The organism is Pseudomonas sp. MYb60 (assembly GCF_002979555.1).
In the GTDB taxonomy this organism is placed as follows: domain Bacteria; phylum Pseudomonadota; class Gammaproteobacteria; order Pseudomonadales; family Pseudomonadaceae; genus Aquipseudomonas.
In genome coordinates this window covers 548,748-562,500 of the sequence record NZ_PCOZ01000001.1, presented here as the reverse complement: position 1 = coordinate 562,500, position 13,753 = coordinate 548,748, and the positions used below count along the sequence as shown (strand labels likewise).

Annotated in this window: 16 protein-coding genes; 12 read left to right on the top strand and 4 right to left on the bottom strand. The window is 61.3% G+C overall.

Annotation, left to right across the window (positions count from 1 at the left end):
• Window positions 1-49: 49 nt before the first annotated feature.
• Both CQ041_RS02575 and CQ041_RS26345 read right to left on the bottom strand, forming a co-directional pair.
• Complete coding sequence (locus CQ041_RS02575; RefSeq protein ID WP_105520526.1) at window positions 50-355, bottom strand: DUF2288 domain-containing protein; 306 nt, start codon at window positions 353-355, stop codon at window positions 50-52.
• Window positions 352-513 (bottom strand): hypothetical protein, encoded by a 162-nt coding sequence (locus CQ041_RS26345; RefSeq protein ID WP_156088881.1) that lies wholly within the window; start codon window positions 511-513, stop codon window positions 352-354. Before CQ041_RS26345 ends, CQ041_RS02575 begins: the two co-directional genes overlap by 4 nt.
• 183 nt (window positions 514-696) lie before the next feature.
• Here CQ041_RS26345 and CQ041_RS02570 point away from each other — a divergent pair, with 183 nt between their 5' ends.
• From CQ041_RS02570 to CQ041_RS02530, 9 genes are all read left to right on the top strand, one after another.
• Window positions 697-1,824 carry a branched-chain amino acid ABC transporter substrate-binding protein gene (locus CQ041_RS02570; protein ID WP_105520527.1) on the top strand — a complete coding sequence of 376 codons (1,128 nt, stop codon included), beginning with the start codon at window positions 697-699 and terminating at the stop codon, window positions 1,822-1,824.
• A gap of 229 nt (window positions 1,825-2,053) precedes the next feature.
• Window positions 2,054-2,977 carry a high-affinity branched-chain amino acid ABC transporter permease LivH gene (livH, locus tag CQ041_RS02565; RefSeq protein WP_060753800.1) on the top strand — a complete coding sequence of 308 codons (924 nt, stop codon included), beginning with the start codon at window positions 2,054-2,056 and terminating at the stop codon, window positions 2,975-2,977.
• Entirely contained in the window at window positions 2,974-4,227 is a 1,254-nt protein-coding gene (locus tag CQ041_RS02560; protein ID WP_105520528.1) for a high-affinity branched-chain amino acid ABC transporter permease LivM, read from the top strand. The genes livH and CQ041_RS02560 overlap by 4 nt, the downstream gene beginning before the upstream one ends.
• Window positions 4,224-4,991, top strand: a complete 768-nt coding sequence (gene livG, locus CQ041_RS02555) for a high-affinity branched-chain amino acid ABC transporter ATP-binding protein LivG (protein WP_105520529.1) — start codon at window positions 4,224-4,226, stop codon at window positions 4,989-4,991. Before CQ041_RS02560 ends, livG begins: the two co-directional genes overlap by 4 nt.
• Window position 4,992: 1 nt before the next feature.
• On the top strand, window positions 4,993-5,694 hold the full coding sequence (locus CQ041_RS02550) for an ABC transporter ATP-binding protein (RefSeq protein WP_105520530.1): 702 nt from the start codon (window positions 4,993-4,995) through the stop codon (window positions 5,692-5,694).
• 152 nt (window positions 5,695-5,846) lie between these two features.
• Window positions 5,847-6,143, top strand: a complete 297-nt coding sequence (locus CQ041_RS02545; RefSeq protein WP_105520531.1) for a DUF2282 domain-containing protein — start codon at window positions 5,847-5,849, stop codon at window positions 6,141-6,143.
• 25 nt (window positions 6,144-6,168) lie between these two features.
• The gene (locus CQ041_RS02540; protein WP_105520532.1) at window positions 6,169-7,032 is read left to right on the top strand and encodes a DUF692 domain-containing protein; all 864 of its coding nucleotides are present in this window, start codon (window positions 6,169-6,171) and stop codon (window positions 7,030-7,032) included.
• Complete coding sequence (locus CQ041_RS02535) at window positions 7,029-7,805, top strand: DNA-binding domain-containing protein (protein WP_105520533.1); 777 nt, start codon at window positions 7,029-7,031, stop codon at window positions 7,803-7,805. The genes CQ041_RS02540 and CQ041_RS02535 overlap by 4 nt, the downstream gene beginning before the upstream one ends.
• A complete protein-coding gene (locus CQ041_RS02530) occupies window positions 7,802-8,287 on the top strand; it encodes a DoxX family protein (protein WP_105520534.1) in 486 nt (161 codons plus the stop codon). Before CQ041_RS02535 ends, CQ041_RS02530 begins: the two co-directional genes overlap by 4 nt.
• Here CQ041_RS02530 and CQ041_RS02525 read toward each other — a convergent pair.
• Complete coding sequence (locus tag CQ041_RS02525; protein WP_105520535.1) at window positions 8,284-9,192, bottom strand: LysR family transcriptional regulator; 909 nt, start codon at window positions 9,190-9,192, stop codon at window positions 8,284-8,286. The genes CQ041_RS02530 and CQ041_RS02525 overlap by 4 nt on opposite strands.
• A 105-nt stretch (window positions 9,193-9,297) precedes the next feature.
• Between CQ041_RS02525 and CQ041_RS02520 the strand changes: the two genes are divergently transcribed.
• The 3 genes from CQ041_RS02520 (at window position 9,298) to CQ041_RS02510 (ending at window position 12,383) form a co-directional block, all read left to right on the top strand.
• Window positions 9,298-9,897, top strand: coding sequence for a short chain dehydrogenase (locus CQ041_RS02520; RefSeq protein ID WP_105520536.1), 600 nt, complete (start codon window positions 9,298-9,300; stop codon window positions 9,895-9,897).
• 95 nt (window positions 9,898-9,992) lie between these two features.
• The gene (locus tag CQ041_RS02515) at window positions 9,993-10,664 is read left to right on the top strand and encodes a COG3650 family protein (RefSeq protein ID WP_105520537.1); all 672 of its coding nucleotides are present in this window, start codon (window positions 9,993-9,995) and stop codon (window positions 10,662-10,664) included.
• Window positions 10,665-10,769: 105 nt separating this feature from the next.
• A complete protein-coding gene (locus CQ041_RS02510; protein ID WP_105520538.1) occupies window positions 10,770-12,383 on the top strand; it encodes an NAD(P)/FAD-dependent oxidoreductase in 1,614 nt (537 codons plus the stop codon).
• A 73-nt stretch (window positions 12,384-12,456) separates the two neighbouring features.
• Here CQ041_RS02510 and CQ041_RS02505 read toward each other — a convergent pair whose 3' ends face one another.
• A complete protein-coding gene (locus CQ041_RS02505) occupies window positions 12,457-13,551 on the bottom strand; it encodes a PLP-dependent cysteine synthase family protein (protein ID WP_105520539.1) in 1,095 nt (364 codons plus the stop codon).
• Window positions 13,552-13,753 lie beyond the last annotated feature (202 nt).

The window sequence follows — 13,753 nt, the reverse complement described above, 5'->3', positions numbered from 1 at the left end:
GCTACACACTTGCAGGGGTGAAAAACGCGCACCAAATACGTGCAGGCCTTTATTGCGCCGCCCTTTCCTGGATCAGAATCCACGGCGAAACCACCACCGCCCACAGGCTCGGGTCACGCTCCACCAAGTCCAATGCCCGCGTCGCAGACACTTCGCCGAGGCTCCCCGCAGCCAGCCATGCGGCGACTTTGTCACGGTTATCCTCAGCCATGCCCTCGGCTGCCGCGATCAAATCCAGGCTGGCATCGACCCACAATAGGGCACCCTTGGCAAAGAACGGCTCAAGCTCCTTCCAGGAAATTTCGGCGGTTTCACCGAGCAGCTTGGCATAGAGGGTGCTAGGTTCTTGCGTCATGGGTCTTCACCTGAATAAAAAATCGGCGCAATCATAACGTCGAGCGTCAGGTAGAAAAACCCGGTTGCAAATGAGTCATCGACGGAAAGTGTCGGAAAAGCCCGGGATTTACTGAAAACACAGAAAATACCCGCCGCAAATCTGTCTTTTTCTGTCATTTAAGCGACACACTCGGGTTTTGCCCCTCGCAGCCAGCTTTCCAAGCGATCAACCGGCGCTCTACACTGTACCGGTACAGTTGCCAGGCGGCGGCCGGGGGGGTATTCGAGATATCCGATCCGGTTCTGCAGCTCACAAGGCCGCTAGAACTATAAAAAATACAACAGTAAGAGTGGAGCACTATGAATAAGGCTACTAAGCAGATTTCCAAACTGTTTGCCGCTATGGTCCTGGCTGGGGTTGCCGGCCATTCGTTCGCAGCCGACACCATCAAGATCGGCATCGCAGGTCCCAAGACCGGCCCTGTGACCCAGTACGGCGACATGCAGTTCGTAGGCGCAAAACAGGCGATCAAAGACATCAACGCCAAGGGCGGCGTCGACGGCAAGATGCTCGAAGCCAAGGAATACGATGACGCGTGCGATCCGAAACAAGCCGTTGCCGTAGCCAACAAAGTGGTCAACGATGGCGTCAAGTACGTGATCGGCCACCTCTGCTCCAGCTCCACTCAGCCTGCGTCCGACATTTATGAAGACGAAGGCGTGATCATGATCACCCCAGCGGCCACCAGCCCGGACATCACTGCCCGTGGCTACAAGTTGATCTTCCGCACCATCGGCCTGGACAGCGCGCAAGGCCCTGCGGCCGGCAACTACATCGCCGACCACGTGAAGCCGAAAGTCGTCGCAGTCCTGCACGACAAGCAGCAGTACGGTGAAGGCATCGCCACTGCCGTTAAACAGACCCTCGAGAAGAAAGGCACCAAGGTTGCCGTCTTCGAAGGCCTGAACGCCGGTGACAAGGACTTCTCCTCGATCATCCAGAAACTCAAGCAAGCGAATGTCGACTTCGTCTACTACGGCGGCTACCACCCGGAGCTGGGCCTGATCCTGCGCCAATCCCAGGAAAAAGGCCTGAAGGCCAAGTTCATGGGTCCGGAAGGCGTCGGCAACGATTCCATCTCGCAAATCGCCCAGAACGCTTCCGAAGGCCTGCTGGTGACCCTGCCCAAGTCGTTCGACGCCGAGCCTGCGAACAAGGCCATCGTTGACGCCATCAAGGCTGACGGCAAGGACCCAAGCGGCCCGTTCGTATTCCCGGCCTACTCCGCCGTTGAACTGATCGCCGAAGGCATCAAGGCAGCGAAGAGCGAAGACACCGCCAAAGTGGCCGAAGCCATCCACGCGGGCACCTTCAAGACCCCTACCGGCGACCTGAGCTTCGACGCCAAGGGCGACCTGAAGGACTTCAAGTTCGTGGTCTACGAATGGCACTTCGGTAAACCAAAAACCGAAGTTTCCCCTCAGTAAGCCAGGCGTTATCTGGACAACAAGCCCACTGTGAGAGCAGTGGGCTTTGTTTTACGAGGTTTATGGGCCTGTCACCCGCGATCCGGGCGCTGGCTCACCTGAAAATCTTAAAACCGTCACCAGCGGTTCGCTGGCAAACGCTTTGTGCAAATGTGCTCACAGAACACAGTGCAAGGCCGGAACATGACTCCACCAGTGAAATGCGTATCGGGTTTTTAGGAGCGCTGTAATGCCTGAGATCTATCATTTTTTCCAACAGCTGGTTAATGGCCTGACCATTGGCAGCACCTATGCCTTGATAGCCATTGGCTACACAATGGTTTACGGCATCATTGGAATGATCAACTTCGCCCATGGCGAGGTGTACATGATTGGTTCCTACGTGGCCTTTATCGCCCTTGCCGGCTTGGCCATGATGGGTATCCACTCCCTGCCGCTGTTGATGACCGCCGCGTTTATCGCGTCGATCGTTGTAACCAGTGCCTACGGCTACAGTATCGAACGGGTTGCCTACCGCCCTTTGCGTGGCAGCAACCGTCTGATCCCACTGATTTCCGCCATCGGCATGTCGATTTTCCTGCAGAACACCGTATTGCTGTCCCAGGACTCCAAGGATAAATCCATCCCCAACCTGATCCCGGGGAGCTTCTCCTTTGGCCCGGGTGGCGCGGAGGAAGTGCTGATTTCCTACATGCAGATCCTGGTCTTCGTCGTCACCCTGGTGGCCATGCTGGGCCTGACCCTGTTCATTTCCCGCTCCCGTCTGGGGCGCGCCTGCCGGGCCTGCGCCGAAGACATCAAGATGGCCAACCTGCTGGGCATCAACACCAACAACATCATCGCCCTGACCTTCGTGATCGGTGCCGCACTGGCCGCCGTTGCGGCGGTGCTGCTGAGCATGCAGTACGGCGTGATCAACCCCAACGCCGGCTTCCTGGTAGGGCTCAAAGCCTTTACCGCAGCGGTCTTGGGCGGCATCGGCAGTATCCCGGGCGCGATGCTCGGCGGGCTGGTGCTGGGTGTGGCTGAAGCCTTTGGCGCCGATATCTTCGGCGACCAATACAAGGACGTCGTGGCGTTCGGCCTCTTGGTTCTGGTGCTGTTGTTCCGTCCGACCGGCATCCTGGGCCGTCCGGAGGTTGAGAAAGTATGAGCAGATATCTTAAATCGGCGTTTTTCAGCGCCTTGCTGGTATGGGCCGTGGCCTTTCCGGTACTCGGCCTCAAGCTGAGCATTGTCGGCATCAACCTGGAAGTGCATGGCACCGGTCCCGTGACCCTGACCATCATCGCCCTGTGCTCGGTGCTGATGTTCCTGCGTGTGTTGTTCAGCGATCAGTTCAGCGCCCTGTTCAAGGGCAACCGTGCGCCGCTGGTGTCGCCCAAGGTCAGCCAATTCCTGACCCTGCCGCGCACCCAGCGCTACATCATCATCGGCCTGATCGTGGCCGCGCTGATCTGGCCATTCTTCGGCTCGCGCGGCGCCGTCGACATCGCCACCCTGATCCTGATCTACGTGTTGCTGGGCCTGGGCCTGAACATCGTGGTGGGCCTGGCCGGCCTGCTCGACCTGGGTTACGTGGGCTTCTATGCCGTGGGTGCCTACACCTACGCGCTGCTCTCGCACTACCTGGGCTGGAGCTTCTGGATCTGCCTGCCTCTGGCGGGCATGGCGGCGGCAACGTTTGGCTTCCTGCTGGGTTTCCCGGTGTTGCGTTTGCGCGGTGACTACCTGGCGATCGTGACCCTGGGTTTCGGGGAAATCATCCGCCTGTTCCTGCGTAACCTCACCGATATCACCGGCGGCCCCAACGGCATCAGCAGCATTCCCAAGCCGACCTTCTTCGGCCTGTCGTTCGACCGCACGGCTGCAGAAGGCATGCAGACCTTCCACGAGTACTTCGGGATTGCCTACAACCCGGTGAGCAAAGTGGTGTTCCTGTACCTGGTGGCGTTGTTGCTGGCACTGGCAGCATTGTTCGTGATCAACCGCCTGCTGCGTATGCCTATCGGCCGTGCATGGGAAGCGCTGCGCGAAGATGAGATCGCCTGCCGGGCCCTGGGCCTGAACCCGACCATCATCAAGCTCTCCGCCTTCACCCTGGGCGCCGCGTTCGCCGGTTTCGCCGGCAGCTTCTTCGCCGCGCGCCAAGGCCTGGTGACCCCGGAATCGTTCACCTTTATCGAGTCGGCGATCATTCTCGCCATCGTGGTACTGGGTGGCATGGGCTCGCAGCTGGGCGTGATCCTCGCCGCGATCGTGATGATCCTGCTGCCGGAAATGATGCGTGAGTTCAGTGAGTACCGCATGCTGATGTTCGGCGCCATGATGGTGCTGATGATGATCTGGCGTCCTCAAGGCCTGCTCCCGATGCAACGTCCACACATGGAGCTGCGCAAATGAGCCGCGAGATCCTGAAAGTCGAAAACTTGAGCATGCGCTTCGGCGGCCTGCTCGCGGTCAACGGCGTGGCCCTGACCGTGAAAGAGAAACAGGTGGTTGCACTGATCGGTCCGAACGGCGCCGGCAAGACCACGGTGTTCAACTGCCTCACCGGTTTCTACAAGCCGAGCGGCGGCAGCATCCTGCTGGATGGCCAGCCGATCCAGGGCCTGGCCGGTCACGACATCGCCCGCAAGGGCGTGGTGCGGACCTTCCAGAACGTGCGCCTGTTCAAGGACATGACGGCGGTCGAGAACCTGCTGATTGCCCAGCACCGCCACCTGAACACCAACTTCTTCGCAGGCCTGTTCAAGACCCCGGCGTTCCGCAAGAGCGAGCGCGAGGCCATGGAATACGCGGCGTACTGGCTGGACAAGGTCAACCTCACCGAGTTCGCCAACCGCCCGGCCGGCACCCTGGCCTATGGTCAGCAACGCCGCCTGGAAATCGCCCGCTGCATGATGACCCGCCCGCGGATCCTGATGCTCGACGAACCCGCCGCCGGCCTGAACCCCAGGGAAACCGAAGACCTCAAGGCGCTGATCGGCGTGCTGCGTGAGGAACACAACGTCACCGTGCTGCTGATCGAACACGACATGAAACTGGTCATGAGCATTTCCGACCACATCGTGGTGATCAACCAGGGCACGCCGCTGGCCGACGGGACGCCGGAGCAGATCCGCGACAATCCTGAAGTGATCAAAGCCTATCTGGGGGAAGCGTAAAATGCTGCAATTCGAAAACGTTTCCACTTTCTACGGCAAGATCCAGGCCCTGCACAGCGTCAACGTGGAAGTGCGCCAGGGTGAGATCGTCACCCTGATCGGAGCCAACGGCGCCGGCAAATCCACCTTGCTGATGACCCTGTGCGGTTCGCCGCAAGCCCACAGCGGCAGCATCCGCTACATGGGTGAGGAACTGGTGGGCCAGCCGTCGTCGCAGATCATGCGCAAAAGCATCGCGGTGGTGCCGGAAGGCCGTCGCGTGTTCTCGCGGCTGACCGTGGAAGAGAACCTCGCCATGGGTGGATTCTTCACCGACAAGGGCGACTTCCAGGAGCAGATGGACAAGGTGCTGCACCTGTTCCCTCGGCTCAAGGAACGCTTCAGCCAGCGCGGCGGCACCATGTCCGGCGGCGAACAGCAGATGCTCGCCATCGGCCGTGCGCTGATGAGCAAGCCCAAGCTGCTGTTGCTGGACGAACCCTCCCTGGGCCTGGCGCCGATCATCATCCAGCAGATCTTCGACATCATCGAACAGCTGCGCAAGGACGGTGTGACGGTGTTCCTGGTGGAGCAGAACGCCAACCAGGCACTCAAGATCGCCGACCGTGCCTACGTACTCGAAAACGGCCGGGTGGTGATGCAGGGCAGTGGCGAGCAGTTGCTCACCGATCCAAAAGTCCGTGAGGCGTACCTGGGCGGCTGACCCCTCTCCCGTCCAGGTGCGGCTTGCTGGCACCTGGACGGGTGTAGTGACTTTCGAGTTTTTACGACAGACGTGTAACAAACCTCCTCCTACCGTCTCTAGTGGTGCAAGCGGGCAATCAGGCCCGCTCCCCGTCACCCTGGAGATACACCATGACCAACAAACTGTCCGCCGCCTCCCTCGTCCTGGCCTTGGGCTCCGCCCTGAGCCTGTCCGCCCTGACCACCACCGCTCACGCTGCCGACGACATGCAGAAATGCTTTGGCGTTGCCGAGGCCGGTAAAAACGACTGTGCCGCGGGCGCTGGCACCACCTGCGCCGGCTCTTCGAAAACCAAGGACCAGGCCAATGCCTGGAAACTGGTCCCGGCCGGTACCTGCACCGACACCCCGAGCACGACCTCACCGACCGGTTTCGGCCAGTTGCAAGCCTACACAGCCAAATCCTGATCCCTCGTTGACCTGAGTACTGACGATGAACACAGCCACCTCCCAGGCTCAGGTACCCGGCCTGCCGTGTCGCGCCGGGCTGGGGCTCAAGCACGGGCACTTCAACGAAGTGCTCGCGACCGCCCCCGATATCGGTTTTTTTGAAGTGCACGCCGAAAACTACATGGTGGCCGGCGGCCCGTTTCATCACTACCTGGGGTTGATCCGCGAGCAATACGCGCTGTCACTGCACGGCGTCGGCCTGTCCATTGGCGGCGAAGGCCCGCTGGACCGGGCGCACCTGGCACGCCTGGCCAGGCTGATCGAGCGCTACCAACCCCACTCCTTTTCCGAACACCTGGCCTGGTCGAGCCACGGCCCGGTGTTCCTGAATGACCTGCTGCCCCTGGCCTACGACAGCGCCACCCTGCAACGGGTGTGCGAACATGTTGATCAGGTGCAGAGCACCCTCAAGCGGCCGATGCTGCTGGAGAACCCATCGACCTACCTGCAGTTCCAACGCTCGACCCTCGACGAAACGGACTTCATCAGTGAAGTGATTCGCCGCACCGGCTGTGGCTTGCTGCTGGATGTGAACAACGTCTACGTGTCGTGCATCAACCATCAGCGTGACCCGCTGGCCTATATCGATGCGCTGCCATTGCACGCGGTGGGTGAGATTCATCTGGCAGGATTTGCCGAAGACGCCGACAGCCTGGGTGATCGACTGCTCATCGATGACCATGGGGCGCCCATAGACCACGCCGTGTGGACGCTGTACGAACAACTCCTGGCCCGCACCGGCCCGGCGCCGACGCTGATCGAGCGGGACAACCAGGTGCCAGCCTTCGGCGAGTTGCTGGCCGAAGCCCAGCGGGCTGAAGGATTGCTGCGCGAGGTGCAGCCATGAGCCTTCAAGACGACTTTTGCAGGGCCTTGCTGACCACCGACCTGCCCTGCCCCGACGGGCTGTTCAGCAGCAACGGTGCCGACCCGGCCAGCCGTTTTGCGGTGTATCGCAACAATGTACACAGCTCACTGATCCAGGCATTGGCAGCGGCTTATCCCGTCACCCTGCGACTGGTAGGCGATGAATTCTTCCGTGCGATGGCCGGCCGCTACGTACAGGCCTGCCCGCCCGACAGCCCGCTGATGAGCGAGTACGGCGACACCCTCGCCGAGTTTATCCAGGGCTTCGAACCCGCCAACAGTGTGCCCTACCTCGCAGATATCGCCCGGCTGGAACGTCTGCGGGTGCGCGCCTATCACGCGCCGGATTGCTTGCCACTGGATCAACAGGCCGTGCTCCAGACCCTGCAGGGTCAAACCGACCCGGGTGCCCTGCGCCTGCAACTGCACCCCTCGCTGGCGACGCTGGACTCCGCCTACGCCGTTGTTGCGGTGTGGGCCGCGCACCAGACCGAGGGCGCCATCGCCACGTTGAACCCCTGGCATGCCCAGCACGCGCTGGTAGTGCGCCACGGCCTGGAGGTGAAGGTGTTTGCCATCGATCGCGGTTGCGTGACGTTTATCAACAGCCTCGCCGACGGCGCGTCATTGGAAGAATCGGTGGAACAGGCTCTCGATGCATCAGCCGAGTTCGATTTGCACCAATGCCTGGCGCTGTTGATCAGCCATCACGCCATCACTCATGTACATCAAGAACAAAAGGTAGCGCCATGAACACATCACCACCCTGCCTGATCAAACGGGCCGTCCAGCGCTTCGAGCAAATCCCCTACAGCCTGATCGCCTTTGTCGCACGGTTCTCCATTGCTGCGGTGTTCTGGAAATCCGGGCAAACCAAGGTCGAAGGCTTTGCCCTGGACCTGGTCGGTGGCACGTTCGAATGGGGCATACCACGCCTCGCCCCTTCGACACTGCCGCTGTTTCGCAGCGAATACCCGGTGCCGTTGCTGTCGCCGGAAGTGGCCGCGCACTTGGCCGCGTTTGCCGAGCATGCCTTCCCGGCGCTGATCCTGTTGGGCCTGGCGACGCGCTTTTCGGCGCTGGCGCTGATCGGCATGACCCTGGTGATTCAGTTGTTCGTCTACCCGGACGCCTGGCCAACCCACGGCACCTGGCTGGCGTTGTTGTTGCTGCTGCTGGCCAAGGGGCCGGGACGACTGTCGATCGACCACCTGATCGCCCGTCGCTACCGTTAAAGGCGGTCGAGCGCCTCGCCGCTGCGCTTGAACCAGTCCACCAGATAATCGGCCAGCACCTGGGTACGCCGTGGCAGGCCACCTTGGTAGGGGTGAACCAGGTACATCGGCTGGCTGCGGGTCTGATAATCGCGCAACAGCCAGCGTAATCGGCCTTCAGCCAATTCTGTGTGCAGTACGTAGGACGGCAAGCGGGCGATGCCCGCACCGACCAGCGCAGCTTTCTTCAGCAGGTTGTAGTGGTTGGAGGCAAACGTACCGCTGACCCGTACCCGCAACAGTTCGTGTTGCTGGTGGTATAGCCATTCCTCGCGACCGCTGTAATGGCTGTTGAGCAGGCAACTATGCGTGGCCAGATCGGCGGGCGTTTGCGGCTCGCCATGCTGTTCAAGGTAGGCCGGGCTGGCACAGGTCATTTCGTGCCAGGCCAGCAAGGGCCTGGCCACCAGCCGCTCGCTTTCAAGCGTCCCGGAACGTACTCCCAGGTCAAAGCCATCCCGCGCCAGGTCACGATAGCTGTTGTTCAGTTCCAGCTCGATCTGCACCTGCGGGTATTGCCTGGAGAACTCCAGCAACAAGCCGTCGAAGAAGGTTTCGCCCAGCGACACCGGAACCGTCATACGCACCGGCCCGGCCAGATCGTCCTTGAGCCGGGCCAACGCCTGACGCGCACGCTCGACCTGGACCACCAGGGCCTGAGCCTGGGGCAGCAGCGCCGCACCCGCCGCGGTCAGGCTGAGCCTGCGGGTGGTGCGATGCAGCAGCACCACGGAAAACGTCGCCTCCAACTGGCTGATGCGCTTGGACAACTGGCCCTTGCTACACCCCAGTTGCTCGGCCGCCAGGGTGAAACTGCCGGCTTCGATCAGCACGGCGAACGCCGCGAGATCATCCATCTCACTCATGGATTGTTTCCATTTGAAAACCAAAGGTTGCCTATTAGCGCGTTTATCCGCTGAAAACGCCAGTCTAGACTGAGCGTTCACTTACCCCCGTGGAGGAACTGTCCCATGAAAATCCTGTTGATTGGCGCCAACGGTACCGTCGGATCCAAGGTCAAGGCCGAACTGGCTCAACGTCACGAAGTGATCAGCATCGGCCGCAGCAGCGGCGACTTCCACGTGGATATCAGCGACAGCGCCTCGATCCGCAAGCTGTTCGAACAGACCGGACGGTTTGACGCCCTGGTCTGCGCCGCAGGCAGTGTGAATTTCGTTGCACTCGGCGAGATGAGCGACAGTGACTTCGAGCTGGGCCTGCGGGACAAGCTGATGGGCCAGGTCAACCTGCTGCTGATCGGCCAGCAGTACGCCAACGATGGCGCCTCATTCACCTTCACCAGCGGCATTCTCAACCGCGACCCGATTCGCACTGGCGCTTCGGCTGCGCTGGTCAACGGCGCGATCGACGCATTCGTCAAGGCGGCGGCCATCGAGTTGCCACGCGGGCTGCGCGTCAACTCGGTGAGCGCCACGGTGCTGGAGGAAGCCATGGGCAGCTACGCGCCGTACTTCCGTGGCTATAAACCGGTGCCCGGCGCCGAGGTGGCCCTGGCCTATGCCAAGAGTGTTGAAGGGTTGCAGACCGGTCAGACCTTTACCGTCGGCTGAATCCGGCGTCTGTCGGAAACGCCTGAAACTGGCGAGCGGGCTTGTGATGCTTCGCCAGCCTGCGTAACGTGGCGGCACTTGTCTGGAGACCCTCTATGCGTGCCGCTCGTACCCTTGCCCTGTTTGCCCTGCTCCCTCTGTTCGCCGCCTGCCAGATGTTTGAAAGCGAGCCGGCCAAGCCGTCCGTCGCCGGGCTGACCCGCATGCAGGGCGAACTCACGGCGGTCAATGGCAAGCTGTTGTTCCAGCCGTGCAATGACCAGCGCAACTACGTGGTCAATGACACTGGCGGCACCAGCATCCTGCAGGAAGCCGCCTCCCTCGCTGGCCAGCAAGGCGCCTTGTTTGCCGACCTGCGGGGCAAGTTCTCCGGGGTTGCCAGCGGTACCCAGGGCAGCGTCGACCTGCAACAGCTCTACCGCGTCGAGCGCTCGACCTCGGCCTGCGACGACCCGGATTTCAAACGCATGATCCTGCGCGCCAACGGCCACAAGCCAGCCTGGGCGATGAACGTCACCGCCAAGGGCATGGTGCTGGAGCGTGAGGGCCAGCCGCCGCTGGCCGTGCCGTATGTGGAGGAGCAGATCGGCGACGGCCGCTTCAACCTGATGACCGAAGCCAACAACCAGCACGTCGAACTGTGGGTGGCCCCGCAGCGTTGCGTCGACAGTGTCAGCGGCAGCCTGCAACACATGACCGCCGAACTGCGCGTCAACGGCCAGGTACAACGTGGATGCGCGGCGTTTGGCGGCTCGCGCGACGACTGACGCGCCCGCGGGCTTTTTAACATGACGGGAAAGGGCCATTGGGGCTTATAATCGCCGGTTTGCAAAACAGCCGGCATCGAAGCCCGCCGCCCACCGGATCCCGTCATGTTACGAATCACCGAACTCAAGCTGCCCATCGACCATCCCGAAGAAGACCTGCGTCCTGCCATCGTGCAGCGCCTGGGCATCGCCAGCGATGACCTGCTCGATTTCACCCTGTTCAAACGCAGCTACGATGCGCGCAAGAAATCGTCGGAGCTGTGCTTCATCTACACCATCGACTTGAACGTAAAGGGTGAAGCCGCCCTGCTGCTCAAGTTCGCCGATGACCGCAACGTCAACCCGGCGCCGGATGTGAGCTACAAGGTCGTGGGCCAAGCGCCGGAAGGCCTGGCTGAACGCCCGATCGTGGTGGGCTTCGGGCCGTGCGGGATCTTCGCCGGGCTGTTGCTGGCGCAGATGGGCTTCAAGCCGATCATCCTCGAACGCGGCAAGGAAGTGCGCCAGCGCACCAAGGATACCTGGGGCCTGTGGCGTAAAAGCGTGCTCAACCCCGAGTCCAACGTACAGTTTGGCGAAGGCGGTGCGGGGACCTTCTCCGACGGCAAGCTGTACAGCCAGATCAAGGACCCGAAATTCCACGGTCGCAAAGTGCTGCATGAGTTCGTGAAGGCCGGCGCGCCGGAAGAAATCCTCTACGTCAGCAAGCCGCACATCGGTACTTTCCGCCTGACCGGTGTAGTGGAAAACATGCGCGAGCAGATCATCGCCCTCGGCGGTGAAGTGCGCTTCGAACAACGCGTCACCGACGTGCTGATCGAAGACGGCCAACTGAACGGCGTGGTGGTCGATGGCGGCGAGCAGATCCTCTCCCGTCACGTGATCCTGGCGCTGGGCCACAGCGCCCGCGATACCTTCCGCATGCTCCACGGCCGCGGCGTGTACATGGAGGCCAAGCCGTTCTCGGTGGGTTTCCGCATTGAGCACCCGCAATCGCTGATCGACGCGGCGCGCCTGGGCAAATATGCCGGGCACCCGAAGCTCGGCGCCGCCGACTACAAACTGGTGCACCACGCCAAGAACGGCCGCTCGGTCTATAGCTTCTGCATGTGCCCTGGGGGCACGGTGGTGGCCGCAACGTCCGAGCCACATCGCGTCGTGACCAACGGCATGAGCCAGTACTCGCGTAACGAGCGCAATGCCAACTCCGGCATCGTGGTCGGCATCACCCCTGAGGTGGATTACCCGGGCGGTCCGCTGGCGGGTATCGAGTTGCAGGAGCGCCTGGAATCCCACGCCTATGTGCTCGGCGGCAGCAACTACGAGGCGCCGGCGCAGTTGGTCGGCGACTTCATCGCCGGCAAACCGTCCACGGCCATCGGCAGCGTGGAGCCGTCCTACAAGCCCGGCGTCGCCTTGGGTGACTTGGCGCTGGCCTTGCCGGACTTCGCCATTGAAGCGATCCGCGAAGCCTTGCCGGCGTTCGAGAAGCAGATCAAGGGCTACTCGCTGCACGATGCGGTGTTGACCGGTATCGAAACGCGCACCTCGTCGCCGCTGCGGATTACCCGCGACGACTCGATGCAGAGCCTGAACGTGAAAGGTCTGTTCCCGGCCGGGGAAGGCGCCGGGTATGCCGGTGGGATTCTGTCGGCGGGTGTGGACGGTATTCGCATCGCCGAAGCGTTGGCGCGGGATATGCTGGGCCTGGAGGCCTGACACACAACCTGAAAACTGCGCGGTTCAAATGTGTGCGGGCAAGCCAGCCCCCCACATTTGGCTGTGCGTTGTATCAGATATTGGCGCGCAGGATGCTTTCCGGCAGCGGCTGGCCTTGTTCGACACAGGCCGCAACCATCGCAATCAACCCTTCCAATTCATACCCCTGCCCCTCCAGCCAAACCTGATCGTAATAAGTAGTCGCATACCGGTCCCCCCCATCACACAAAATCGCCACGATCGAGCCCGACTCACCCGCCGCCTTCATCTGTCGAGCCGCCACCAAGGCGCCAATCAGGTTGGTCCCGCTGGAGCCCCCGACCCGTCGTCCAAGGCGCTCGGCCAGGTAATGCATGGCCGCCAGCGAGAGTGCGTCCGGCACCTTGACCATCGCGTCAATGACCTTGGGCAGGAAAGACGCCTCCACCCGCGGCCGGCCAATGCCCTCGATGCGTGAACCGCAGTCCAGGCGCAAACTCGCGTCGCCATTCAGGTAATAGTCAAAGAACACTGACCGTTCGGCATCGGCACACAACACGCGGGTGCAATGCTGGCGATAGCGCACATACCGGCCCAGGGTCGCAGTGGTCCCGCCCGTGCCGGGGCTGGAAATCAACCAACTCGGCTCCGGGTGCTGTTCATAGCGCATTTGCTGGAAGATCGATTCGGCGATGTTGTTGTTCGCGCGCCAGTCGGTCGCACGTTCGGCGTAGGTGAACTGGTCCATGAAATGGCCACCGCTTTCCTGCGCCAGGCGCTCGGATTCGGCGTAGATCTGCGTGGGATCCTGTACCAGATGGCTGTTGCCGCCGTAGAAGGCTATTTGCGCGATCTTCTCCTGGGAGGTACTGGCCGGCATCACCGCAATAAACGGCAGCCCCAACAGCCTGGCAAAGTAAGCCTCGGAAATCGCCGTGGAACCGCTGGACGCTTCGATCACCGGTGCTCCTGGCTTGAGCCAGCCATTACACAGCGCGTACAGAAACAGCGAACGGGCCAAGCGGTGCTTGAGGCTGCCGGTGGGGTGACTGGACTCGTCCTTGAAGTACAGTTCGATTCCCGCAAAGCCCGACAGCGGCAACGGGATCAGGTGGGTGTCGGCACTGCGCTGGAAGTCTGCCTCGATAATGCGAATGGCTTCGCGAGCCCAAGGACGGTGATCGCTCATGACGGGATTCTCTAGGAGTTTTCCGCATTAATCTTAAGACCTTTCCTACACTCCACACAGATACAGTAACGACTCAATTAGACACACAATTGCAGGTCGGCGTACGGACGTCGACAACGCACCTCCCTTATAACAAATAAGAATATAACTTTTGTTTTAACAACTAACGGTACGAGTTAGGGTACCCGCCTATTGAATCCGG